Origin of the sequence: Pseudomonas sp. B6001 (genome assembly GCF_013386015.1) — a bacterium.
GTDB lineage: Bacteria > Pseudomonadota > Gammaproteobacteria > Pseudomonadales > Pseudomonadaceae > Aquipseudomonas.
Window position 1 is genome coordinate 170,893 of record NZ_JACAOX010000007.1, and the last position, 22,890, is coordinate 193,782.

The following is a 22,890-nucleotide window of genomic DNA, read 5'->3' on the forward strand; positions in this document are numbered from 1 at the left end:
TGCAGCCCTTCGATAAAATATTGGTACACGGCGTGTCTCCCTATTCTTGTTGTTTTCAGCTCAGCGGCCAGTGGTGTTGACAGGCTTGGCGAACGGCTTTGGCGCTGCTCAGGTTAAGCAGGCTTTGGCTCAGTTGCCGGCATTGGGCTGCGTCCAGGTGACGGACACGGTCCTTGATTTCTCCGATCTGCGGCGGGCTGACGGACAGCTCGCTGATGCCCAGACCGATCAGCACCGGCGTGGCCAGCGGGTCGGACGCCAGCGCCCCGCACACACCGACCCAGCGCCCATGCTTGGCTGCGCCGATGCACGTCTGGGCGATCAGCCGCAACAGCGCCGGGTGCATGGCATCGACCCGGGCGGCGAGGCCGGCGTGGTCGCGGTCCATGGCGAGGGTGTACTGCGATAGGTCATTGGTGCCGATGGACAGAAAGTCCGCGTGCTCGGCCAGTTGTTCGGCCATCAGCGCCGCCGCGGGCACTTCGATCATCACCCCCAGTTCCGGGCGTTGGGTCAGTTCCAGCTCGGCGCACAGTTCATCGAGGCGCTGGCGAATGTGCAGCAGTTCGTCGACTTCGCTGACCATTGGCAGCAGGATGCGGCAACGTTCCAGCGGGCTGACCTGGAGAAGGGCACGCAGTTGCTGGTCCAGCAGTTCCGGGCGTACCTGGGCCATGCGAATGCCCCGCAGGCCCAGCACCGGGTTGGTCTCGAACGGCAGCGGCAGGTAGTCGAGTTGCTTGTCGCCACCGACGTCGATGGTGCGGATGATCACTGATTTGTCGCCCATGGCATCCAGCACGGCTTGGTAGGCCTGGCGCTGCTCTTGCTCGTCGGGCGCGGTGCGGCGGTCGACGAAGAGAAATTCTGTGCGCAGCAGGCCGACGCCATCGGCGCCATTCTCGAAGGCCAGTTGGGCTTCGACGCTGGAGGCGACATTCGCGGCCACTTCAATACGCACGCCATCCTGAGTGCTGGCGGTGCCTTGAGCCTCCGCGTGCTGCTGTTGGCGCCGCAGTTTCTGTGCATCGCGCAACTGGTGAACCTGGGCGTGGCGCGCATCATCCGGCGTCAGCTCCAGGCGGCCGTTGGCGGCATCCAGCACCACGCGTTGGCCTTGGGGCACATCAAGCAATTCAGTGCCCAGTGCAACCACGCACGGCAAGCCTTTACCCCGCGCCAGAATCGCCACATGAGACGTCGCGCCGCCTTCGGCCATGCAGATACCGGCGGCGTGTTGATTGCTCAGTTGCAGCAGATCCGATGGGGTCAGCTCATGGGCCGAGACGATAGCGCCGGCCGGCAAATCAAAATTCCAGGCCTCGCCCAGCAACGCCCGCAGCACGCGTTGCTGCAAGTCGCGCAGGTCGTTGGCGCGTTCGGCGAACAGCGGTTTGCCTAGGGCGAGCAGCACCGCGCATTGGGCCTGGATCGCATCACGCCAGGCGTGAGTGGCGGCGCTGCCCTGTTCGATGGCGGCGGTGGCGGCCTCCAGCAACGTAGGGTCTTCCAGCAGGGCCAGGTGGGCGGCGAAGATCTCTTCTTCCTCCACATCCTTGCGCTGACGGGCCTGGTCCAGGGTGTGGCGGATTTCGCTACGCACCTGTTCCAGGGCGCTGTCCAGGTGCTGCAATTGTTCATCCGGCACGTTGTTGCCCGGGTCCACCGGCAGCTCGATTCCGTTCAGGCGGAACAACGGGCCGCAGACCAACCCCGGCGCGGCACACACGCCTTGCAGTACTCCGGCTTCGGTATTCGCGCGGCGTGGGGCGACGGCCACTGGAGCGTGATGCGCTTCGCCAACTTCCACCGACAGCGCAGCGATCAGTGCTTGCAGCGCCGCTTCACAATCCTTGCCACGACAGGTGACCTGCACCTCGTCCTGCTCACCAATCCCCAGGCCCATCAAGCCGATCAGGCTGTCGCACGAAGCCGACTTGCCAGCGAAATGCAGCTGCGACTGGCTGCTGAATGCCTGTGCAGTCTTGCGGATCAAGGCAGCGGGGCGCGCATGCAGGCCGCCACGATGGGTGATGCGAATAGTCGCGCTGGCTTCGGTGACCGACTCATCAATCACTTTCGCTGCACCGGCCAACCGTGCAACCACATGCAGCAGCGGCTCGCCGACCTTCACTGTTTTCAAGGTGATCGGCCGTAGCTCAAACAGCTCGCTGTTGGTCAGGATGATCAAGCTGACCAGGCTTTTGCACTGGCGCGCAATCAGGTCCAGGTCAAACTGGACCAGTGCCTGGCCCTTGCTGACCCGCGCACCTTGCTTGACCAGCAGCGCAAAGCCTTCGCCATTCAATTCCACCGTGTCGATGCCCACGTGCATCAGCAATTCAGCGCCGTTATCGGCGCGAATGGTCAGCGCATGCCCGGTGCGGGCGACGTGGATGATCACGCCATCACACGGCGCGTGCAGGCAATCGTTGAGCGGGTCGATGGCAATGCCGTCGCCCATGGCGCCACTGGCGAACACTTCGTCGGGAACGTCGCCCAGGGTCAGCACCGGCCCACTGAGGGGAGCGCTGAGGGTGAGGTCTTTATTATTGTGGGACATGGGCACGGTACTCATCAGGAAAACGCTGCAATCAACTCAGTGGGTGCGGGTCACTTTGCTCAAGTGACGCGGTTGGTCCGGGTCCATGCCCCGGGCCTCTGCCAAACCGGCGGCCATCACGTAGAAACTCTGGATCGCCAGGATCGGGTCCAGGGCCGGGTGTTCGGCGCGGCTCAGGGTCAGGTCGCGCTCGGCGATGTCATCGGGAGCGGCCAGCAGCACGCGGGCACCGCGCTGGCGCATATCGGCGGCCAGGCTCAGCAGGCCGGCTTGTTCGGCGCCGCGTGGGGCGAAGACCAGCAGCGGGTAGTTGTCATCGATCAGGGCCATCGGGCCATGGCGCACTTCGGCGCTGCTGAAGGCTTCGGCCTGGATCGCCGAGGTTTCCTTGAGCTTGAGCGCGGCTTCCTGGGCGATGGCAAAACCGGCGCCACGGCCGATCACCATCAGTTGCTGGCAGTCGCGCAGGGCGTCGATGGCCAGGCTCCAGTCTTGCCTGGCGGCTTCACGCAAACCTTCGGGCAGTGCCTTACAGGCTTGCAGCAACTCGTCTTCCTGATTCCAGTGGCCGATCAGCTGGGCGCTGGCGCTCAGGGTCGCGATAAAGCTTTTGGTGGCGGCGACGCTGCGTTCCGGCCCGGCGCACAGCGGCACATGGAATTCGCAGGCGGCTTCCAGTGGCGAGTCTTCGGCGTTGACCATCGAGATGCTCAAGGCGCCGCGCTTGCGCAACAGGCGCAGGCTGTTGACCAGGTCCGGGCTCTGTCCCGACTGGGAGAAACCGAACGCCACTTGCCCGCTGACCTTGAGCGGCGATTGCAGCATGGTCACCACCGACATCGGCAGCGACGCCACCGGAATCCCCAGGTGTTGCATGGTCAGGTAGGCGAAGTAACTGGCGGCGTGGTCCGAGCTGCCACGGGCGATGGTCATCGCCACTTGCGGTGGCTGGCGACGCAGGCGGCCGGCGACTTCCACCAGCAGCGGGTCCAGGCGTTGCAGTTGAGCCTCGACGGCCTCACAGGAGGCCAGGGCCTCTTCAAGCATTTTTGAAGTCAATGGTTTCTCCTTCGACCATTACGTCGGTGAGGTGCAGGGAGCGGTCCAGGCGCACGCAGTCGGCAAAGCTGCCGGGTTGCAGGCGACCGCGTTCTTCGAGGCCCAGGTAGTCCGCAGGAAATTGCGACAGGCGTTGTGAGGCTTCGCTGATCGGCAGGCCGATCTTCACCAGGTTGCGCAGCGCCTGGTCCATGGTCAGGGTGCTGCCGGCCAGCGTTCCATCGGCCAGGCGGACGCCGCCCAGGCACTTGGTCACGGTGTGGCTGCCCAGCTTGTATTCGCCGTCGGGCATGCCGGCGGCGGCGGTGGAATCGGTGACGCAGTACAGGCACGGGATCGAGCGCAGCGCCACGCGCATGGCACCGGGGTGCACGTGCAGCAGGTCGGGAATCAACTCGGCGTATTTGGCGTGGGCCAGGGCCGCGCCGACGATGCCGGGCTCGCGGTGATGCAGCGGGCTCATGGCGTTGTACAAGTGGGTAAAGCTGGTGGCCCCGGCGGCGAGGGCGGCGACACCTTCTTCATAGCTGCCCAGGGTGTGGCCGATCTGCATGCGCACGCCACGTTCGCTGAGGGCGCGGATCAGGCCGTCATGGCCGGCGATTTCCGGAGCAATGGTGATCACCCGGATCGGCGCCAGGCGCAGGTATTCTTCGACTTCGGCCATCAAGGCGGTGTGAGCGAAGTTCGGTTGTGCGCCGAGTTTTCCCGGATTGATGTAGGGACCTTCCAGGTGCACGCCCAGGACACGAGCGGTGCCGGTCGGGCGGCTTTCGCAATAGGTGCCGATTTCGCCGAGCACGCGGGAAATCTCATCCACCGGCGCGGTCATGGTGGTGGCCAGCAGCGAGGTGGTGCCAAACCGCACGTGGGTGCGGGTGATGGTGTGGAAGGCGTCGGTGCCTTCCATGATGTCTTTGCCGCCACCGCCGTGCACGTGCAGGTCGATAAAGCCTGGCAGCAGGTACGGCAGGTCGTTGTCAGCCGGGTTGCACGGGCTGCCTTCTACGGCAGTGACCTTGCCGTGCTGGTGCACCAGGCGGCCGCGAATCCAGCCGTGTGGCGTGAGGATATTGTCTTCGGACATGGGCAGTTCTCTAAATTCGCAGTTCAGCGGAATAGTCGTGGCGGCGCAGTTCTGCGACGAAGTCGTAGTAGTCGTTGCGGCAGTAGGTGTCGGTGATTTCAATCGGGGTGTTGTCGGCGGTGTAGCCCACCCGGGTCATCAGCAGCATGGCGGTGCCGGGGGCGATGCCCACCAGGGCTGCGAACTCGTCCGAGGCGTTGATCGCCTGGATGTGTTGCAGGGCGCGCACGATGGGTTTGCCGATGCTTTCCAGGTATTCGTAGAGCGAGTTGCCGATGGCCTGCGGGTGGGGCAGGACGGAGGCGGGCATGGCGGTCATTTCAATCGCCATCACCGTGTCGTCGGCCTTACGCAAACGCTTGAGCCGCGCGACCTTGTCGCTCGGCGACAGGCCCAGGCGGATCAGCTCTTCATGGGTCGGCGGGGTGATGTCGCGCTCCAGCCACTGGGACGTCGGTACAAACCCCTTGAGCCGGAGCATTTCGCTGAAGCCCGAGAGGCGCGACAGCGGTTGTTCCAGGCGTGGCGTGATGAAGGTTCCGGAGCCTTGGCTGCGACGGATCAGGCCTTGTTCGAACAGCACTTCCAGCGCCTTGCGGGCGGTCACCCGGGAAATGCTCAGTTGCTCGCTGAGGGCACGTTCCGACGGCAATGCCTGCTCGGATTTCCACTGGCCGGCATGAATCGCGGCTTCGAGGTTGCGGGCCAGTTGCAGGTACAGCGGCGTCGATTGTTTATCGTCGGGGCGCAGGGCCAGGATGGGGTTCATCGTGTCGGTTTCCGATGCGGTTATTGGAGTGTTGTCGCCCGGTAGTGATCGCAAGCTAATACCACTTAAATACCATGTCAATGCAGCGAAAACGGTGCAGGCGAGCGTTTACGGGCGCCTTAATAGTGCGCCAGTTCAAGTGGTATTAGAGAGGTCTTTGTGTCGGGCAGAAGCACGCAGCTTGCCGGGGTGAACTGGTATTCACCGGCAAGCGCCGTGTGGGGCGGGATTTTTTTTCGAATTATTTTACGAGCGGCAGGAAATTACGGACGAATCTCGATCATCGTGCCGTCTTTCACCAGGTTCCAGACTTCGCGCATGTCGACATTGCGCATGCCGATGCAGCCGTCGGTCCAGTCCAGGGTGTGGAACAGCTCTTCGGGGTAGTCCTCGGCGTCGGGGGTGCCGTGGATCATGATCATGCTGCCGGGCTTGACCCCTTCGCGGCGGGCGCGCGCGGAATCGCTGATATTGGGGTAGGAGATGTGCATGGCCAGGTTGAAGCGGTCGCTGGTCTTGCGCCAGTCGATCCAGTAGAAACCTTCCGGGGTGCGGCGGTCGCCTTCCATCAGCTTGGTGCCCTTGGGGTTCTTCCCCAGGGAAATGCGGTAGGTCCTGAGGGGCTTGCCGTCATTAATCAGTTGCAACTGATGGGCAGACTTGAGCACCAGGATTTTCTCGACGGGTTTGCCCCCCAGGATCACTTGGGTGGAGGCTGGCGACAGCGTGGCAAACGACAGGCAGATCAGAGCAAGCAACCAACGCATTGAAACGGTATCCCCTGAAAAGACTACGTGCCGCCTGGATTGTTATTTGGCCAACTGGGTCAGCGGCGGCACCGATTCGCTGCGCACCGGATACGACTGTTGCCGGCGGTCAGCAAAAAAGCATTCTAAGGTACGCCCGACCGTGCGGAAAGCCAGCTCGGACCAAGGGATGTCGGCTTCATCGAATAAGCGCACTTCAAGGCTTTCGGGACCGGCGGCAAAATCCAGGTCGATCAGTTCGGCCCGGTAGAAGATGTGCACCTGGCTGATGTGCGGCACGTCGATCAGGGTGTAGATGCTCAGGTTGCGCACCCGGGCGCAGGCTTCTTCCAGGGTTTCGCGCATCGCGGCCTGCTCGACGGTCTCGCCGTTCTCCATAAAGCCGGCGGGCAAGGTCCAGAAACCCAGGCGCGGCTCGATGGCGCGCCGGCACAGCAGCACCTGGTCGCCCCACACCGGTACGGTGCCCGCGACGATATTGGGGTTCTGGTAGTGAATGGTCTGACAGTGATCGCAGACATAACGCAAGCGTGCGTCGCCTTCGGGAATGCGCTGGGTGACCGGTTTACCGCACTGGCTGCAGAAGTTCATGCTGGGGTTCCTGGAGAGTGCGCCTATCTTGGCGTGACCGGGTATGGGCTGCAAGTTGTCGTTTAGCGACATGGCCAGGGTTTTGGGGTTGGGCGTGCGCAAGGTTTGGTGCATGATGCAAGGTAGCCAACAGACCGAGATGACTCATGCTGGACGAGCTACTTCGCCGGGTAAGCAATCATACGCCACGCACGCTGGAGACCGACGGTCGTTTCCCGGAAGCGGCGGTACTGGTGCCGATCACCCGCAGTGACGAACCCGAGCTGATCCTGACCTTGCGCGCCAGCGGGTTATCCACCCATGGCGGCGAAGTGGCATTCCCTGGCGGGCGCCGCGACCCGGAAGACCCGGACCTGATCTTCACCGCGCTGCGCGAAGCCGAAGAAGAAATCGGCCTGCCGCCGGGCCTGGTGGAAGTCATCGGCCCGTTGAGCCCGCTGATTTCCCTGCACGGTATCCGTGTCACGCCTTATGTAGGCGTTATCCCCGATTACGTCGAATACCTGGCCAATGACGCCGAGATCGCCGCTGTGTTCAGCGTGCCCCTGGAGTTTTTTCGCCAGGACCCGCGCGAACATACCCACCGTATCGATTACCAGGGCCGCAGTTGGTACGTGCCCAGTTACCGGTTTGGCGAATACAAGATCTGGGGCCTGACGGCGATCATGATCGTCGAGCTGATCAATCTGCTCTATGACGATGCCGACATCAGCCTGCATCGACCGCCGAAAAGCTTCATCAATACCTAAGAGCCAGATGGCCATCGTTCCTGCCGTGAGGATCCACCTATGAAATACCGCCTGGGCGACGCCCGAGTCGAAACCCATCCCAACAGCTGGGTGGCCCCCAATGCCACGCTGGTGGGCAAGGTCAAACTGGAGGAGGGCGCCAACGTCTGGTTCAACGCGGTGTTGCGCGGCGACAACGAGCTGATCCTGATCGGCAAGAACAGCAACGTGCAGGACGGCAGCGTGATGCACACCGACATGGGTTACCCGCTGATCCTCGGCACCGGCGTGACCATCGGCCATAACGCCATGTTGCATGGCTGCACCGTCGACGATTACAGCCTGATTGGCATCAATGCGGTGATTCTTAACGGGGCGAAGATCGGCAAGCACTGCATCATCGGCGCCAATTCGCTGATCGGCGAGGGCAAGGAAATTCCCGATGGTTCGTTGGTGATGGGCTCGCCGGGCAAGGTGGTGCGGGAACTGACCGACGTGCAGAAGAAAATGCTCGAGGCCAGCGCTGCGCACTATGTGCATAACGCCCAGCGGTATGCCCGTGATCTGGTTGAGCAGGAAGAATGAACCCGGTAGAACGACCCGTCGCCTCGCCGTGCGTGAGCATTTGTGCGCTGGATGACGATGATATCTGCACGGGATGCCAGCGGACGGTGGATGAAATCACCCGCTGGAGTCGCATGGACAACGCCGAGCGCCGGGTAGTGCTGGGGTTGTGCCATGAGCGGGCGAAGGCGAGTGGGCTGGTGTGGATGATTCCGGGGAAGTCCGGCGCCTGATAGACCGCTTTCGCGAGCAAGCCCGCTCCCACATTTGATTGCGTTTATCTTGGAGGAATGCGTTCAAAATGTGGGAGCGGGCTTGCTCGCGAAAGGGCCCGCCCAGACGACATATTTCCAAATGTGAAGTACCCTGTGCCCCTTGTTCACAGGTCCCTCGCCCCATGTTCTTCCTGATTGCCTACATCAGCAGCGTCGTGCTGATCAACTTCGCCTTTTCTACCGCTCCGCACCTGGATGTGATCTGGTCTGCCTGGGGCGGTCTGGTATTTGTCCTGCGGGACATGGTGCAAACCCGTTTCGGCCATGGCGCGATCATCGCCATGCTGGCGGCGCTGGTGCTGTCCTATATCACCTCCGATCCGTCCATCGCCCTGGCCAGCGCCACGGCGTTCGCGGTGTCCGAATGCATTGACTGGCTGGTGTTCAGCATCACCAAGCGCCCACTCCACGACCGCCTGTGGATAAGTTCGGCGCTGAGTATCCCCCTCGATACCTTCATCTTTTTCGGCCTGATCGGCGCCTTGACGCCCGCGGTCGCCGGCACTGCCCTGGTGTCGAAATTCGCCGGCGTTACCGTGGTGTGGCTGGCCATGGCCTGGCGTTTGCGCCGGCAGCGCGTCGCCAACTGAAGCCAATCCTTACAGTTCATGTAAAATGCCGGCCTTTCTCCCCACGATCCGCTCCCCTGAGGACCTGAGATGACCCGAATCGGAACTCCATTGTCGCCAACCGCGACCCGCGTAATGCTGTGTGGCTGCGGTGAGCTGGGCAAGGAAGTGGTAATCGAACTGCAACGCCTGGGCGTTGAAGTGATTGCCGTGGATCGCTACGCCAACGCGCCGGCCATGCAGGTTGCCCACCGCAGCCATGTGATCAACATGCTCGATGGCGCCGCCCTGCGTGCCGTGATCGAAGCCGAAAAGCCGCACTTCATCGTGCCGGAAATCGAAGCGATCGCCACCGCCACCCTCGTGGAGCTGGAAGCCGAAGGCTTCACCGTGATCCCGACCGCCCGCGCGACGTTGCTGACCATGAACCGCGAAGGCATCCGTCGCCTGGCCGCCGAAGAGCTGGACCTGCCGACCTCGCCGTACCACTTCGCCGACACCTTCGAGGACTACAGCAAGGCCGTCACCGACCTGGGCTTCCCGTGTGTGGTCAAGCCGGTGATGAGTTCGTCGGGCAAGGGCCAGAGCCTGCTGCGCAGCGCCGATGACGTGCAGAAGGCCTGGGATTACGCCCAGGAAGGCGGGCGTGCCGGCAAGGGCCGCGTGATCATCGAAGGCTTTATCGACTTCGACTACGAAATCACCCTGCTGACCGTGCGCCACATTGGCGGCACTACCTTCTGTGCGCCTGTCGGTCACCGTCAGGAGAAGGGCGACTATCAGGAATCCTGGCAGCCACAGGCCATGAGCCCGATTGCACTGGCGGAATCCGAGCGCGTTGCCAAGGCGGTAACCGAAGCGTTGGGTGGTCGTGGTCTGTTTGGCGTCGAGCTGTTTATCAAAGGCGATCAGGTGTGGTTCAGCGAAGTGTCGCCGCGCCCCCATGACACTGGCCTGGTGACCCTGATTTCCCAGGACTTGTCGCAGTTCGCCCTGCATGCGCGGGCAATTCTCGGCCTGCCGATCCCGTTGATCCGTCAGTTCGGGCCTTCGGCTTCGGCAGTGATCCTGGTGGAAGGCAAGTCGACCCAGACGGCGTTTTCCAACCTGGGTGCAGCCTTGAGCGAGCCGGATACGGCGTTGCGTCTGTTCGGCAAGCCGGAAGTGAATGGCCAGCGCCGTATGGGCGTGGCGCTGGCGCGGGATGAGTCGATTGAGGCAGCGCGGGCTAAAGCCACTCGTGCTTCGAAGGCTGTTGTTGTAGAGCTGTAACCGAGTCGCGCCCATCGCGAGCAAGCCCGCTCCCACATTTGAATGTATTCGCAAATCAAAATGTGGGAGGGGGCTTGCTCCCGAAGGCGGTTTATCAGGCGACCTTGTTCAAATCGTTATTGCGCGTCTCTTTCAGGCACAACACAGCAATCAAGCTGATCACCGCTGCCGCCGACACATACCCGCCGACATAACTCAAACCGCCCATCGCCACCAGCTTGGTCGCGAAGAACGGTGCCGCCGACGCACCCACGATCCCACCCAGGTTATACGCCGCCGAAGCACCGGTATAACGCACGCGGGTCGGGAACAGTTCCGGCAACATCGCGCCCATCGGGGCAAACGTCACGCCCATCAGGAACAGCTCCAGCGCCAGGAACAGTGCCACGGCCCAGGTTGAACCGTGGGTCAGCAACGGCTCCATGGTGAAGCCGGAAAGGATGGTCAGGATCGCACCGACAATCAGCACCGGCTTACGCCCGTAACGGTCGCTGGCCCACGCCGCCAGCGGCGTTGCCGCGCCCATGAACAGCACCGCGAAGCACAACAGCCCGAGGAAGGTTTCACGGCTGTAACCCAGCGTAGACACGCCGTAGCTCAGGGAAAACGCGGTGGTGATATAGAACAGCGCATAACACACCACCATCGAGGCCGCACCCAGCAGGACCGGCAGCCAATGCTGGCTGAACAGTTCCACCAGCGGCACCTTCACCGGCGCTTCCTTGGCCACGGCGTTCGCGAACACCGGCGTTTCATGCAGTTTGAGCCGCGCATACAGCCCCACCATTACCAGCGCCGCGCTGAGAATGAACGGAATGCGCCAGCCCCAGCTGCGGAACTGTTCGTCGCTCAGGCTCATGGCCAGGATCAGGAACAGCCCGTTGGCCGCCAGAAAGCCAATCGACGGGCCCAGTTGCGGGAACATGCCGAACCAGGCGCGTTTGCCCTTCGGGGCGTTCTCGGTGGCCAGCAACGCCGCGCCGCCCCATTCGCCGCCAAGCCCGAGGCCCTGGCCGAAGCGCAGTACGCAGAGCAGGATCGGTGCCCAGGCCCCGATGCTGTCATAACCGGGCAGCAAGCCGATCAGCGTGGTGCACACGCCCATCAGCAGCAGTGACGCCACCAACGTCGATTTACGGCCAATCCGGTCGCCAAAGTGGCCGAACAGCGCCGAACCCAACGGCCGCGCGATAAACGCGATACCGAAGGTCAGGAACGAGGCGAGCATCTGCGCCGTGCCGGAGGTTTGCGGGAAGAACACCGGGCCGATCACCAGCGCGGCGGCAGTTGCGTAGATATAGAAGTCGTAGAACTCGATGGCGGTGCCGATGATGCTCGCGGTGGCGACCCGGGCCGTCGAGTTGGTCGGGGCGGCGGTCGCCGTCTCGTTATAGGTGGTGCTCATTGAGGTATCCCTGACGGTCATTGCGCGTTTGGACGCGGATTATTATTGGTCGAACACCCATGGATCAGGGTTGTGCGCGGGGCGGCTCGGGATGGGAGCAAACACCGGTCAGACACGGTAAAGCGGTGCCTGGACGCGCTCAGTGCGGGTAGCACGCGGTCGGGCGGGGCTTGGGTAAGCCGCCCGATTATAGGAAGGGGTTTGCGGATCCAACAAGGGGCTTAAGCGGCGACCGGCACCGTGCTGGTGTGCCAGATCAGTACCTTGGCGACGCGGTTGTCCTCGGTCTCGAGGATTTCCAGGCGATAACGGCCGATTTTCAGGCACACGGCGCAGTCCGGGATGGTCTCCAGCGCTTCGGTCACCAGGCCGTTGAGGGTCTTGGGGCCGTCGCTGGGCAGGTGCCAGCCGAGGGTTTTGTTCAAGTCACGGATCGAGGCGGCGCCGTCGATCACGTAGCGGCCATCCAGTTGGGGCTGGATGTGCGGGTTGTCGAGGTGCTGCTCGTTTTCGAACTCACCGACGATTTCTTCAAGAATGTCTTCCAGGGTCACAATGCCCAGCACTTCGCCGTATTCATCCACCACCATGCCGAGGCGGCGCTGTTGCTTGTGGAAGTTCAGCAATTGCAGTTGCAGCGGTGTGCTTTCCGGGACGAAGTAGGGCTCGTGACAGGCCTCCAGCAGCGCTTCCTTGGTCAGGCTGGCGTCCGGCAGCAGGTGGCGGATCTGCCGGGTGTTGAGCACCGCCTCGACCTGGTTGATGTCGCTGTGGAACACCGGCAGCCGGGTTCGGGTGGAAACCCGCAGTTGCTCGATGATTTCCTCTACCGGGTCATCCAGGTTGATGCCGTCCACTTCGCTGCGGGGCACCAGGATGTCGTTGACGGTGATGTTGTCCAGGGCGTGGATGCCCGGCATGCCCGGCGCGCGGGTGTTGGGGATTTCGGCTTCCGGCTCGTCGTCCTGGTCCGGCTGCGGCTCGTCGCTCTTCTTGACCAGCCCGGGCTTGCGGGTGAACGGGCGCAGCAGCAACAGGCTGACACCGTTGAGCAGCCAGGCCAGTGGATAAAGGATTTTCAGCGGCACGCTCAGCAAGGTATTGCCGAAGCCAAGGATGGTTTGCGGGTGGCGAGTGGCCAGGGCGCGCGGCAGATAGTCGGCCAGCACCAGCAGCACCGCGCTGGAGATCACCCAGCCGAGCCACGGGCCGTTTTGCGCCCAGGCGTAGATCGCCAGCAGGGTGCAGAGAATCACCACCACGGCGCGGCACAGGGTGTTGCAGAGGATCAGGCTGTTGCGCGGGAAGTTCAGGCGGGCGGCGGCTTTGTCACCCTGGCGGGTGCCGGGGCGCAGGGCCAGCAAATGTTGCTGGGCGGCTTCGATGGCGGTAAACAGCGCCGACCATAAAACCAGCAAGGCTACTACCGCAAGCATCGGCCCCAAGGGCAAGTTGTCCATGTCGGCTGCCCGTCAGATATGCAGGATGTATTCGCGAACCAGCTTGCTGCCGAAATAGGCCAGCATCAGCAGGCAGAAACCGGCCAGGGTCCAGCGGATCGCCTTGTGCCCGCGCCAGCCGAGACGGTTGCGGCCCCACAGCAGCACGCTGAACACCACCCAGGCCAGGCAGGCCAGCAGGGTTTTATGCACAAGGTGCTGGGCAAACAGGTTCTCGACGAACAGCCAGCCGGAGATCAGCGACAGCGACAGCAGCGTCCAGCCGGCCCAGAGGAAGCCGAACAGCAGGCTTTCCATGGTTTGCAGCGGCGGGAAGTTCTTGATCAGCCCGGACGGGTGCTTGTGCTTGAGCTGGTGGTCTTGCAACAGCAGCAGCAAGGCCTGGAACACCGCGATGGTGAACATGCCGTAGGCGAGGATCGACAGCAGGATGTGGGCGAGGATGCCCGGCTCTTCATCAATGACCTGCACGGTGCCGGTCGGTGTGAATTGCGCCAGCAGCACCGTCAGCATCCCGAGCGGGAACAACAGCACCAGCAGGTTCTCCACCGGGATCCGGTAGCAGGCCATCAGGGTCAGCGCGATCACCGCGGCGGCAATCAGGCTGGCAGCGCTGAAGAAATCCAGGCCCAGGCCGACCGGCGTCATCAAGTGCGTGAACAGGCTGGCGGCGTGAGCCAGCAGGGCGAGGACGCCAAGGCCTACCAGCAGGCGTTTGTCGGCCTTGGCGCCTTGGGCCAGACGAGTGCCCTGATAGAGGGTCGCAGCGGCATACAAGATGGCGGCGGCGAGGCTGGGTAGCAAACTGGGTGACAAAGGGAGCATAAATCCTGTTAAGCAGGCCCGAAAGGCGCTGAGTTTGGCATACACCTGCGTAACACGAAAGACTCTCAGGCCAGACAGCGGGTGTGCATGGCGACAGTCTTCGCTATAATCCGCGACCTGCCCACGCCGCAGGCTCGCCGAGCGCTGTTTTTAATAGCGATTTACCACAGCCTGGGCCGCCATTACCTCGGTCTAACAATGCATTTCGATGAATAGGGCCTGAAAGGATCGCGCATGTTTGAAAATCTGACTGACCGTCTCTCGCAGACGCTGCGCCATGTCACCGGCAAGGCCAAGCTGACCGAGGACAATATTAAAGACACCCTGCGTGAAGTGCGCATGGCGTTGCTGGAAGCCGACGTCGCCTTGCCGGTGGTGAAGGACTTCGTCAACTCGGTCAAAGAGCGCGCGGTCGGCACCGAAGTGTCCCGCAGCCTGACGCCGGGCCAGGCCTTTGTGAAGATCGTCCAGGCCGAACTCGAAAGCCTGATGGGCGCGGCCAACGAAGATTTGAACCTCAGCGCCGTGCCGCCAGCCGTTGTGCTGATGGCCGGTCTGCAAGGTGCGGGCAAGACCACCACCGCCGGCAAACTGGCGCGCTTCCTTAAAGAGCGCAAGAAGAAGTCGGTGATGGTGGTGTCTGCCGACGTTTACCGTCCGGCGGCTATTAAACAGCTGGAAATGCTCGCGGGCGAAGTGGGCGTGACCTTCTTCCCGTCCGACCTGAGCCAGAAGCCGGTCGATATCGCCCAGGCGGCTATTAAAGAAGCCAAGCTGAAATTCATCGACGTGGTCATCGTCGATACCGCCGGTCGCCTGCACATCGACGAAGAGATGATGGGCGAGATCAAGGCGCTGCATGCCGCGATCAACCCGGTAGAAACCCTGTTCGTGGTCGATGCCATGACCGGCCAGGATGCGGCCAATACCGCCAAGGCCTTTGGTGATGCACTGCCGCTGACCGGTGTGATCCTGACCAAGGTCGACGGCGATGCCCGTGGCGGTGCCGCCTTGTCGGTACGCGCCATTACCGGCAAGCCGATCAAGTTCATCGGTATGGGCGAGAAGAGCGAAGCGCTCGAGCCGTTCCACCCTGAGCGGATCGCCTCGCGTATCCTCGGCATGGGCGACGTGCTCAGCCTGATCGAGCAAGCGGAAGCGACCCTCGACAAGGACAAGGCCGACAAGCTGGCTAAAAAGCTGAAGAAGGGCAAGGGCTTCGACCTCGAAGACTTCCGCGACCAGTTGCAACAGATGAAGAACATGGGCGGCCTCGGCGGCCTGATGGACAAGCTGCCGAACATCGGCGGCGTGAACCTGGCGCAAATGGGCAATGCCCAGGGCGCGGCAGAGAAGCAATTCAAGCAGATGGAAGCCATCATCAATTCCATGACCCCGGCCGAGCGCCGCGACCCTGAGCTGATCAGCGGTTCGCGCAAACGTCGGATCGCCATGGGTTCCGGCACCCAGGTGCAGGACATCGGTCGCTTGATCAAGCAGCACAAGCAGATGCAGAAGATGATGAAGAAATTCTCCGCAAAAGGCGGGATGGCCAAGATGATGCGCGGCATGGGCGGTATGTTGCCCGGCGGCGGCATGCCGAAAATGTAAAGAATTCGAGCAGAAGTTCGCTTCTGCTCCGACCCGCAGGGATGCGGGATCTCCAGCAAACCCGCCATTGGCGGGAGCTGACTTGCCGTTTTAACCGACGGCTCTATAGCAGATCTGAATGGCACGCTGATAGGCGCCAGAAAAAGACATTTGCAAAAGTCCGGATATTCCTTAGAATATGCGGCCTTTCGGGCACCTATGCCCGCTGTGCATTTAGATTTGCAGCACCGACTACAGGAACGATGTTCACATGCTAACAATCCGTCTTGCCCTTGGCGGCTCCAAAAAGCGCCCGTTTTACCACTTGACCGTAACTGACAGCCGCAACCCACGTGACGGCTCTCACAAGGAACAAGTTGGCTTCTTCAACCCGATCGCTCGTGGTCAAGAAGTCCGTCTGTCCGTGAACCAAGAGCGCGTAGCCTACTGGCTGAGCGTTGGTGCACAACCTTCTGAGCGCGTTGCTCAGTTGTTGAAGGATGCATCTAAGGCTGCGGCCTGAGCAATATGAACGCGACGCCAGCGGTAGCTGATGATTTGATCGTTATCGGCAAGATTTATTCTGTTCATGGCGTTCGCGGCGAAGTGAAGGTGTATTCCTTTACTGATCCGACTGAAAACCTGTTGCAGTACAAGACCTGGACGCTCAAGCGCGAAGGTAGTGTGAAACAGGTAGAGCTGGTCAGTGGACGCGGGAGCGATAAGTTCCTGGTCGCAAAGCTCAAGGGTCTTGATGATCGTGAAGAAGCTCGTCTTCTGGCCGGTTATGAGATCTGCGTGCCGCGCAACCTGTTCCCTGAATTGACCGACGGCGAGTACTACTGGTACCAGCTGGAAGGTCTGAAGGTTATTGATCAACTCGGGCAATTGCTCGGGAAAATCGATCATCTTCTGGAAACCGGCGCCAATGATGTAATGGTGGTCAAGCCTTGCGCTGGCAGCCTGGATGATCGCGAACGCCTGTTGCCCTATACCGAGCAATGCGTGTTGGCCGTCGACCTGGCAGCGGGCGAGATGAAGGTGGAATGGGACGCGGACTTCTAACGTGGCTAACCTGCGCGTTGAAGTGATCAGTTTGTTTCCCGAGATGTTTTCCGCCATCAGCGAGTACGGCATCACCAGTCGGGCGGTGAAACAGGGGCTCTTGCAGCTCACCTGTTGGAACCCGCGAGACTACACGACGGATCGACATCACACTGTGGACGATCGCCCATTTGGCGGTGGCCCGGGCATGGTGATGAAGATCAAGCCCCTGGAAGATGCGTTGGTTCAGGCCAAGGCAGCCGCCGGGGAGAAGGCGAAGGTAATTTACCTGTCCCCTCAAGGCCGTCAGCTGAATCAGTCGGCGGTACGCGAGTTGGCGAATCTGGAAGCATTAATCCTGATTGCCGGTCGCTATGAAGGCATTGACGAGCGGTTTATTGAAGCTCATGTCGATGAAGAGTGGTCGATTGGGGACTATGTCCTGTCTGGCGGCGAGCTGCCGGCGATGGTCCTGATAGATGCGGTTACACGACTGCTGCCTGGAGCTTTAGGGCATGCGGACTCCGCGGAGGAAGATTCCTTCACGGATGGTTTGCTGGATTGCCCGCACTACACCCGACCGGAGGTGTATGCGGATCAGCGTGTTCCCGACGTATTGCTAAGTGGCAATCACGCACACATCCGGCGTTGGCGTTTACAGCAGTCCCTCGGGCGGACCTATGAACGACGCGCCGATCTTCTGGAAAGCCGCTCGCTTTCTGGAGAAGAGAAGAAGCTGCTCGAGGAATACATCCTCGCGCGGGACGATAGTTAACAACGTATCGATGGTAGGTCCGACGACTTACCTTAGGAGCACAGCATGACTAACAAAATCATCCTTGCACTCGAAGCAGAGCAGATGACCAAAGAGATCCCTACCTTTGCCCCGGGCGACACCATTGTCGTTCAGGTGAAAGTGAAGGAAGGCGACCGTTCGCGTCTGCAAGCGTTCGAAGGCGTGGTAATTGCCAAGCGTAACCGTGGTGTGAACAGTGCTTTCACTGTTCGTAAAATCTCCAACGGTGTTGGCGTAGAGCGTACTTTCCAGACCTACAGCCCGCAAATCGACAGCATGGCCGTTAAACGTCGCGGTGACGTACGTAAAGCCAAGCTGTACTACCTGCGTGACCTGTCCGGTAAAGCAGCTCGCATCAAGGAAAAACTGGCTTAAGTCCAGCTTCCCGATGCAGAAAAAAGCAGCCTACGGGCTGCTTTTTTGTTGCCTGAAATTTGTCCATTTCCCCGGTATCTATTCATGACTCCCCGCCTCGAAGAAATTCAGCGTCGCACTGACCTTAAAGCCGTTTTCCGCTTTTGTGGCGAGGGAGCTTGCTCCCGTTGGGCTGCGCAGCGGCCCTGAAACCGGCAATAGAAGTCTCTCTGTTGGACCTCAATGGTCAATCAGGGCCGCTTCGCGCCCCAGCGGGAGCAAGCTCCCTTGCCACAGATTATTTGCCCGCTTTCATTGATGTGTAGCGGCCCGTGCTGCGATAGGATCTACCCGACATCGCCATTTTCCCTGCTTGAGCCCTCATGTCCGCCATCGACCACCCGCAGATAGACCGCTTCCTCGACGCCCTTTGGCTGGAAAAAGGCCTGTCGGACAACACCCGCCAGGCTTACCGCAGCGACCTCGCGTTGTTCAATGGCTGGCTGCAGGAGAAAAACCTCGAGCTGCTCGACGCCGGTCGCGAGCTGATTCTCGACCACCTGGCCTGGCGCCTGGAGCAAAACTACAAGCCTCGCTCTACTGCGCGTTTTCTCTCAGGCGTGCGTGGCTTCTATCGCTACCTGCTGCGGGAAAAGCTGATCGCTGTCGACCCAACCCTGCAAATCGACATGCCACAGTTGGGCCGGCCACTGCCCAAATCCCTGTCGGAAGCCGACGTCGAAGCCCTGCTCGCAGCTCCCGACCTGAGCGAAGCCATCGGCCAGCGCGACCGTGCCATGCTGGAAGTGCTGTATGCCTGCGGCCTGCGCGTCACCGAGTTGATCAGCCTGACCCTGGAACAGGTCAACCTGCGCCAGGGCGTATTGCGCGTAATGGGCAAGGGCAGCAAGGAGCGCCTGGTGCCCATGGGTGAAGAGGCGATCGTGTGGATCGAACGCTACATGCGCGACGCCCGAGCCGAATTGCTCAACGGTCGGCCCAGCGATGTGCTGTTTCCCAGCCAGCGCGGCGAACAGATGACCCGCCAGACCTTCTGGCATCGCATCAAGCACCAGGCCAAGGTTGCCGGCATCGGCAAGTCGCTGTCGCCCCACACCCTGCGTCACGCGTTCGCCACGCATTTGCTCAACCACGGCGCGGATTTGCGCGTGGTTCAAATGCTCCTGGGCCACAGCGACTTATCCACCACCCAGATCTACACCCACGTGGCGCGGGCACGTTTGCAGGAGATGCACGCCAAGCACCATCCCCGTGGATGAAAAACACTTCGGAAAAAGCCCAATTTCCCCGCGACTGGCTGCCCTGCGGCCCAACTGTGGTAGGCTTTGCCGGTTCGCAAAGGGGACGGCCCAAACCCGTGTTTGAAGATCGGTGTTCCTGCTCCCGTCCCTGCATCTGCCTTCAGGAGTTCCCATGCGCTTGACCCAGATTTTTGCCATCGCAGCCATTGCGTTGGTCTCAACCTTTGCCGTCGCCGACGACGCCGCAGAGAAGACAATCCGCAAGAGCCTGGAAGCCCTCCAGCTCGACACCCCGATTGAAAGCATCAACGCCAGCCCAATGGCCGGCCTGTACGAAGTCAAGCTCAAGGGCAGCCGCGTGCTGTACGCCAGTGCCGATGGCCAGTACATCGTCCAGGGCTACCTGTTCCAGCTCAAAGACGGCAAGCCGGTGAACCTCACCGAGAAAGCCGAGCGCCTGGGCGTGTCCAAGCTGATCAACGGTATTCCGGTGGCTGAAACCGTGGTTTACCCGGCCATCGGCGAAACCAAGACTCACATCACCGTGTTCACCGACACCACCTGCCCGTACTGCCACAAGCTGCATGCCGAAGTGCCTGAGCTGAACAAGCTCGGCGTTGAAGTGCGCTACGTGGCGTTCCCGCGCCAGGGCCTGGGTTCGCCGGGTGACGAGCAGTTGCAAGCCGTCTGGTGTTCGGCCGACAAGAAAGCGGCCATGGACAAGATGGTCGATGGCAAGGAAATCAAGGCCGCCAAGTGCGCCAACCCGGTTTCCAAGCAGTTCGCCCTCGGCCAGTCGATTGGTGTGAACGGTACGCCGGCCATCGTTTTGGCTGACGGCCAGGTGATTCCGGGCTACCAGCCTGCGCCGCAAGTTGCCAAACTGGCACTGAACGCAAAGTAAGCATTATCGTCGAGCCTTGACGATCATGATCCGCCGACAGTTCGGCGGGTCATTAATAGAGAGCCGCAGTTGTGCGGCTGTTTTCACGGCCGACCTTGAGTCGGCCGTTTCATGGGGAGTTCTTCAGTGAAACCGGTCAAAGTAGGCATCTGTGGGTTAGGGACCGTCGGTGGCGGCACCTTCAACGTACTTCAGCGTAACGCTGAAGAAATTTCCCGCCGTGCAGGGCGTGGGATTGAAGTGGCACAAATTGCCACGCGTACGCCAAAGCCTCAGTTCCAAACGACCGGTATTGCGATTACCAACGATGTCTTCGAAGTCGCCACCAACCCTGAAATCGATATCGTCATCGAGCTGGTAGGCGGCTACACCGTGGCCCGCGAGCTGGTGCTCAAGGCCATCGAAAACGGCAAGCATGTGGTCACTGCCAACAAGGCGCTGATTGCCGTGCACGGTAACGAAATCTTCGCCAAGGCCCGCGAGAAGGGCGTGATCGTGGCATTCGAAGCCGCCGTGGCCGGTGGTATCCCGGTGATCAAGGCGATCCGTGAAGGCCTGTCCGCCAACCGTATCAACTGGGTGGCCGGCATCATCAACGGCACCGGTAACTTCATCCTCACCGAAATGCGCGAGAAGGGCCGTACCTTCGAAGACGTGCTGGCCGAAGCCCAGGCCCTGGGTTACGCCGAAGCCGATCCGACCTTCGACGTGGAAGGCATCGACGCTGCCCACAAGCTGACCATCCTGGCGTCCATCGCCTTTGGTATCCCGCTGCAGTTCGACAAGGCCTACACCGAAGGCATCACCAAGCTGACCACCGCCGACGTGAACTATGCCGAAGCCCTGGGCTACCGCATCAAGCACCTCGGTGTGGCGCGCAGCACCCCGGCCGGTATCGAGCTGCGTGTGCACCCGACACTGATCCCGGCCGACCGCCTGATCGCCAACGTCAATGGCGTGATGAACGCCGTGATGGTCAACGGTGACGCTGCCGGTTCCACCCTGTTCTACGGCGCCGGCGCCGGCATGGAGCCGACCGCTTCGTCTGTGATCGCCGACCTGGTGGACGTGGTGCGTGCCATGACCAGCGACCCGGAAAACCGCGTACCGCACCTGGCCTTCCAGCCGGATTCGCTGTCGGCCCACCCGATCCTGCCGATCGAAGCCTGCGAAAGTGCCTACTACCTGCGCATCCAGGCCAAGGATCATCCGGGCGTGCTCGCCCAGGTGGCCAGCATCCTGTCGGAGCGCGGCATCAATATTGAATCGATCATGCAGAAGGAAGTCGAAGAACAGGACGGCCTGGTGCCCATGATCCTGCTGACTCACCGTGTGCTGGAGCAGCACATCAACGACGCCATCGCCGCGCTTGAAGCGTTGCAGGGCGTGGTTGGGCCGGTGGTGCGGATTCGCGTCGAACACCTGAACTAATCGTTTTGCGGCAAGGGCCCCACGCGTTCGGCGGCCCTTGTTCAAGCATGCTCTAGAGGAGCCAGTCATGCGTTATATCAGCACCCGCGGCCAGGCACCGGCCCTGAATTTCGAAGACGTTCTGCTGGCCGGTCTGGCCACTGACGGCGGCCTGTACGTGCCGGAAAACCTGCCACGCTTCACCCAGGAAGAAATCGCTTCGTGGGCCGGCCTGCCGTACCACGAGCTGGCGTTCCGGGTCATGCGCCCGTTCGTCACCGGCAGCATCCCGGATGCGGATTTCAAGAAGATCCTGGAAGAAACCTACGGCGTGTTTTCCCACAGCGCCATTGCCCCGTTGCGCCAACTGAACGGCAACGAATGGGTCCTGGAGCTGTTCCACGGCCCGACCCTGGCGTTCAAGGATTTCGCCCTGCAACTGCTGGGTCGCCTGCTGGACTATGTGTTGGAAAAACGCGGTGAGCGCGTGGTGATCATCGGCGCTACTTCCGGTGATACCGGCTCGGCGGCGATCGAAGGCTGCAAGCACTGCGAAAACGTCGACATCTTCATCCTGCACCCGCACAACCGCGTGTCGGAAGTGCAGCGTCGGCAGATGACCACGATCTTCGGCGAGAACATCCACAACATCGCCATCGAAGGCAACTTCGATGACTGCCAGGAAATGGTCAAGGCCAGCTTCGCCGACCAGAGCTTCCTCAAGGGCACCCGCCTGGTAGCGGTGAACTCGATCAACTGGGCGCGGATCATGGCCCAGATCGTCTACTACTTCCATGCTTCCCTGCAGTTGGGCGGCCCGGCGCGTTCGGTGTCGTTCTCGGTGCCAACCGGCAACTTCGGCGACATCTTCGCCGGTTACCTGGCACGCAACATGGGCCTGCCGATCAACCAGCTGATCGTCGCCACCAACCGCAACGACATCCTGCACCGCTTCATGAGCGGCAACCAGTACGTCAAGGAAACCCTGCACGCCACACTGTCGCCGTCGATGGACATCATGGTCTCGTCGAACTTCGAACGCCTGCTGTTCGACATGCACGGTCGCAACGGTGCTGCCCTGGCCGGCCTGATGGACAGCTTCAAGCAAGGTGGCGGTTTCAGCGTCGAGCAGGAGCGCTGGACCGAAACCCGCAAGCTGTTCGACTCCCTGGCGGTGGACGACGCAGAAACCTGCGAGACCATCGCCGAAGTCTACGCCCAGACCGGCGAGCTGCTGGACCCGCACACCGCCATTGGTGTCAAGGCCGCGCGTGAATGCCGCCGCAGCCTGGACATCCCGATGGTGATTCTCGGCACCGCGCACCCGGTCAAATTCCCGGAAGCGGTAGAGAAGGCCGGGGTTGGCAAGGCGCTGGAATTGCCGCCGCACCTCACCGACCTGTTTGAGCGTGAAGAGCGTTGCACGGTATTGGCCAATGACCTGAAAGCGGTACAGGCGTTTGTCAGCCAGCATGGCAATCGCGGCAAGCCACTCTGAGCCAACGGCTTTGCGTGGTGGATCAAGCCCGTCTTCGTGACGGGCTTTTTCATTCTGGCGAGCCATACTTGCGCGGCGACCAACAAGAATAATCAAGG

The 22,890-nt window shown here is 61.5% G+C and carries 23 protein-coding genes; 14 read left to right on the forward strand and 9 right to left on the reverse strand.

The window, feature by feature from the left end; all coding sequences use genetic code 11:
* Window positions 1–55: 55 nt before the first annotated feature.
* The 6 genes from ptsP to HX821_RS09880 all read right to left on the reverse strand — a co-directional run bounded on the left by ptsP (window position 56) and on the right by HX821_RS09880 (window position 6,836).
* Window positions 56–2,563, reverse strand: a complete 2,508-nt coding sequence (gene ptsP / locus HX821_RS09855; protein WP_177035680.1) for a phosphoenolpyruvate--protein phosphotransferase — start codon at window positions 2,561–2,563, stop codon at window positions 56–58.
* A gap of 36 nt (window positions 2,564–2,599) precedes the next feature.
* Entirely contained in the window at window positions 2,600–3,622 is a 1,023-nt protein-coding gene (locus HX821_RS09860; RefSeq protein ID WP_023659131.1) for an SIS domain-containing protein, read from the reverse strand.
* Window positions 3,603–4,709, reverse strand: coding sequence for an N-acetylglucosamine-6-phosphate deacetylase (nagA, locus tag HX821_RS09865; RefSeq protein WP_087695120.1), 1,107 nt, complete (start codon window positions 4,707–4,709; stop codon window positions 3,603–3,605). Before nagA ends, HX821_RS09860 begins: the two co-directional genes overlap by 20 nt.
* Before the next feature lie 10 nt (window positions 4,710–4,719).
* Window positions 4,720–5,478: a GntR family transcriptional regulator gene (locus tag HX821_RS09870; RefSeq protein WP_003209609.1), complete on the reverse strand. Its 759-nt coding sequence runs from the start codon at window positions 5,476–5,478 to the stop codon at window positions 4,720–4,722.
* A 263-nt stretch (window positions 5,479–5,741) separates the two neighbouring features.
* Complete coding sequence (locus HX821_RS09875) at window positions 5,742–6,245, reverse strand: murein L,D-transpeptidase family protein (protein ID WP_003209608.1); 504 nt, start codon at window positions 6,243–6,245, stop codon at window positions 5,742–5,744.
* Between the two features lie 42 nt (window positions 6,246–6,287).
* Window positions 6,288–6,836 carry an NUDIX hydrolase gene (locus HX821_RS09880; protein ID WP_003209606.1) on the reverse strand — a complete coding sequence of 183 codons (549 nt, stop codon included), beginning with the start codon at window positions 6,834–6,836 and terminating at the stop codon, window positions 6,288–6,290.
* A 146-nt stretch (window positions 6,837–6,982) separates the two neighbouring features.
* On the opposite strand from HX821_RS09880, the gene HX821_RS09885 reads away from it, so the two are divergent.
* From HX821_RS09885 to purT, 5 genes are all read left to right on the forward strand, one after another.
* Complete coding sequence (locus HX821_RS09885) at window positions 6,983–7,585, forward strand: CoA pyrophosphatase (RefSeq protein ID WP_076017515.1); 603 nt, start codon at window positions 6,983–6,985, stop codon at window positions 7,583–7,585.
* Between the two features lie 39 nt (window positions 7,586–7,624).
* Window positions 7,625–8,149 (forward strand): gamma carbonic anhydrase family protein, encoded by a 525-nt coding sequence (locus HX821_RS09890; protein WP_177035681.1) that lies wholly within the window; start codon window positions 7,625–7,627, stop codon window positions 8,147–8,149.
* Window positions 8,146–8,361, forward strand: coding sequence for a DUF1289 domain-containing protein (locus HX821_RS09895; protein ID WP_087695119.1), 216 nt, complete (start codon window positions 8,146–8,148; stop codon window positions 8,359–8,361). The genes HX821_RS09890 and HX821_RS09895 overlap by 4 nt, the downstream gene beginning before the upstream one ends.
* Before the next feature lie 164 nt (window positions 8,362–8,525).
* Window positions 8,526–8,993 (forward strand): hypothetical protein, encoded by a 468-nt coding sequence (locus HX821_RS09900; RefSeq protein WP_003209599.1) that lies wholly within the window; start codon window positions 8,526–8,528, stop codon window positions 8,991–8,993.
* 69 nt (window positions 8,994–9,062) lie between these two features.
* Window positions 9,063–10,244, forward strand: coding sequence for a formate-dependent phosphoribosylglycinamide formyltransferase (purT, locus tag HX821_RS09905; protein ID WP_023659130.1), 1,182 nt, complete (start codon window positions 9,063–9,065; stop codon window positions 10,242–10,244).
* Window positions 10,245–10,338: 94 nt separating this feature from the next.
* On the opposite strand, the gene HX821_RS09910 is transcribed toward purT, so the two are convergent.
* The 3 genes from HX821_RS09910 to HX821_RS09920 form a co-directional block, all read right to left on the reverse strand.
* Window positions 10,339–11,649: an MFS transporter gene (locus HX821_RS09910; RefSeq protein WP_003209595.1), complete on the reverse strand. Its 1,311-nt coding sequence runs from the start codon at window positions 11,647–11,649 to the stop codon at window positions 10,339–10,341.
* Between the two features lie 221 nt (window positions 11,650–11,870).
* Window positions 11,871–13,109: a transporter associated domain-containing protein gene (locus HX821_RS09915; RefSeq protein WP_008438241.1), complete on the reverse strand. Its 1,239-nt coding sequence runs from the start codon at window positions 13,107–13,109 to the stop codon at window positions 11,871–11,873.
* Between the two features lie 12 nt (window positions 13,110–13,121).
* Window positions 13,122–13,934: an inner membrane protein YpjD gene (locus tag HX821_RS09920; protein WP_010176828.1), complete on the reverse strand. Its 813-nt coding sequence runs from the start codon at window positions 13,932–13,934 to the stop codon at window positions 13,122–13,124.
* A gap of 234 nt (window positions 13,935–14,168) precedes the next feature.
* Here HX821_RS09920 and ffh point away from each other — a divergent pair, with 234 nt between their 5' ends.
* The 9 genes from ffh to thrC all read left to right on the forward strand — a co-directional run bounded on the left by ffh (window position 14,169) and on the right by thrC (window position 22,792).
* Complete coding sequence (gene ffh, locus HX821_RS09925) at window positions 14,169–15,545, forward strand: signal recognition particle protein (protein WP_003209589.1); 1,377 nt, start codon at window positions 14,169–14,171, stop codon at window positions 15,543–15,545.
* Window positions 15,546–15,795: 250 nt separating this feature from the next.
* Window positions 15,796–16,047, forward strand: coding sequence for a 30S ribosomal protein S16 (gene rpsP / locus HX821_RS09930; RefSeq protein ID WP_003209587.1), 252 nt, complete (start codon window positions 15,796–15,798; stop codon window positions 16,045–16,047).
* A 5-nt stretch (window positions 16,048–16,052) separates the two neighbouring features.
* Window positions 16,053–16,589 (forward strand): ribosome maturation factor RimM, encoded by a 537-nt coding sequence (rimM, locus tag HX821_RS09935; protein WP_003175898.1) that lies wholly within the window; start codon window positions 16,053–16,055, stop codon window positions 16,587–16,589.
* A gap of 43 nt (window positions 16,590–16,632) precedes the next feature.
* Window positions 16,633–17,343 carry a tRNA (guanosine(37)-N1)-methyltransferase TrmD gene (gene trmD / locus HX821_RS09940; RefSeq protein ID WP_256344226.1) on the forward strand — a complete coding sequence of 237 codons (711 nt, stop codon included), beginning with the start codon at window positions 16,633–16,635 and terminating at the stop codon, window positions 17,341–17,343.
* Window positions 17,344–17,388: 45 nt separating this feature from the next.
* Window positions 17,389–17,739 carry a 50S ribosomal protein L19 gene (rplS, locus tag HX821_RS09945; protein ID WP_003175895.1) on the forward strand — a complete coding sequence of 117 codons (351 nt, stop codon included), beginning with the start codon at window positions 17,389–17,391 and terminating at the stop codon, window positions 17,737–17,739.
* Window positions 17,740–18,101: 362 nt separating this feature from the next.
* Window positions 18,102–18,998 (forward strand): site-specific tyrosine recombinase XerD, encoded by an 897-nt coding sequence (gene xerD / locus HX821_RS09950; RefSeq protein WP_003209584.1) that lies wholly within the window; start codon window positions 18,102–18,104, stop codon window positions 18,996–18,998.
* Window positions 18,999–19,152: 154 nt separating this feature from the next.
* Window positions 19,153–19,884, forward strand: coding sequence for a bifunctional protein-disulfide isomerase/oxidoreductase DsbC (dsbC, locus tag HX821_RS09955; protein ID WP_003209582.1), 732 nt, complete (start codon window positions 19,153–19,155; stop codon window positions 19,882–19,884).
* A gap of 126 nt (window positions 19,885–20,010) precedes the next feature.
* On the forward strand, window positions 20,011–21,315 hold the full coding sequence (locus tag HX821_RS09960) for a homoserine dehydrogenase (protein WP_003209580.1): 1,305 nt from the start codon (window positions 20,011–20,013) through the stop codon (window positions 21,313–21,315).
* 67 nt (window positions 21,316–21,382) lie between these two features.
* A complete protein-coding gene (gene thrC / locus HX821_RS09965; RefSeq protein WP_003209579.1) occupies window positions 21,383–22,792 on the forward strand; it encodes a threonine synthase in 1,410 nt (469 codons plus the stop codon).
* Window positions 22,793–22,890: the final 98 nt, after the last annotated feature.

Bases quoted from the DNA above. Each gene is read 5' to 3' on its own strand.
- ptsP (WP_177035680.1), bottom strand. From the start codon at position 2,563: ATGTCCCACAATAATAAAGACCTCACCCTCAGCGCTCCCCTCAGTGGG.
- nagA (WP_087695120.1), bottom strand. From the start codon at position 4,709: ATGTCCGAAGACAATATCCTCACGCCACACGGCTGGATTCGCGGCCGC.
- HX821_RS09870 (WP_003209609.1), bottom strand. From the start codon at position 5,478: ATGAACCCCATCCTGGCCCTGCGCCCCGACGATAAACAATCGACGCCG.
- HX821_RS09875 (WP_003209608.1), bottom strand. From the start codon at position 6,245: ATGCGTTGGTTGCTTGCTCTGATCTGCCTGTCGTTTGCCACGCTGTCG.
- HX821_RS09880 (WP_003209606.1), bottom strand. From the start codon at position 6,836: ATGAACTTCTGCAGCCAGTGCGGTAAACCGGTCACCCAGCGCATTCCC.
- HX821_RS09885 (WP_076017515.1), top strand. From the start codon at position 6,983: ATGCTGGACGAGCTACTTCGCCGGGTAAGCAATCATACGCCACGCACG.
- HX821_RS09890 (WP_177035681.1), top strand. From the start codon at position 7,625: ATGAAATACCGCCTGGGCGACGCCCGAGTCGAAACCCATCCCAACAGC.
- HX821_RS09895 (WP_087695119.1), top strand. From the start codon at position 8,146: ATGAACCCGGTAGAACGACCCGTCGCCTCGCCGTGCGTGAGCATTTGT.
- HX821_RS09900 (WP_003209599.1), top strand. From the start codon at position 8,526: ATGTTCTTCCTGATTGCCTACATCAGCAGCGTCGTGCTGATCAACTTC.
- purT (WP_023659130.1), top strand. From the start codon at position 9,063: ATGACCCGAATCGGAACTCCATTGTCGCCAACCGCGACCCGCGTAATG.
- HX821_RS09910 (WP_003209595.1), bottom strand. From the start codon at position 11,649: ATGAGCACCACCTATAACGAGACGGCGACCGCCGCCCCGACCAACTCG.
- HX821_RS09915 (WP_008438241.1), bottom strand. From the start codon at position 13,109: ATGGACAACTTGCCCTTGGGGCCGATGCTTGCGGTAGTAGCCTTGCTG.
- HX821_RS09920 (WP_010176828.1), bottom strand. From the start codon at position 13,934: ATGCTCCCTTTGTCACCCAGTTTGCTACCCAGCCTCGCCGCCGCCATC.
- ffh (WP_003209589.1), top strand. From the start codon at position 14,169: ATGTTTGAAAATCTGACTGACCGTCTCTCGCAGACGCTGCGCCATGTC.
- rpsP (WP_003209587.1), top strand. From the start codon at position 15,796: ATGCTAACAATCCGTCTTGCCCTTGGCGGCTCCAAAAAGCGCCCGTTT.
- rimM (WP_003175898.1), top strand. From the start codon at position 16,053: ATGAACGCGACGCCAGCGGTAGCTGATGATTTGATCGTTATCGGCAAG.
- trmD (WP_256344226.1), top strand. From the start codon at position 16,633: ATGTTTTCCGCCATCAGCGAGTACGGCATCACCAGTCGGGCGGTGAAA.
- rplS (WP_003175895.1), top strand. From the start codon at position 17,389: ATGACTAACAAAATCATCCTTGCACTCGAAGCAGAGCAGATGACCAAA.
- xerD (WP_003209584.1), top strand. From the start codon at position 18,102: ATGTCCGCCATCGACCACCCGCAGATAGACCGCTTCCTCGACGCCCTT.
- dsbC (WP_003209582.1), top strand. From the start codon at position 19,153: ATGCGCTTGACCCAGATTTTTGCCATCGCAGCCATTGCGTTGGTCTCA.
- thrC (WP_003209579.1), top strand. From the start codon at position 21,383: ATGCGTTATATCAGCACCCGCGGCCAGGCACCGGCCCTGAATTTCGAA.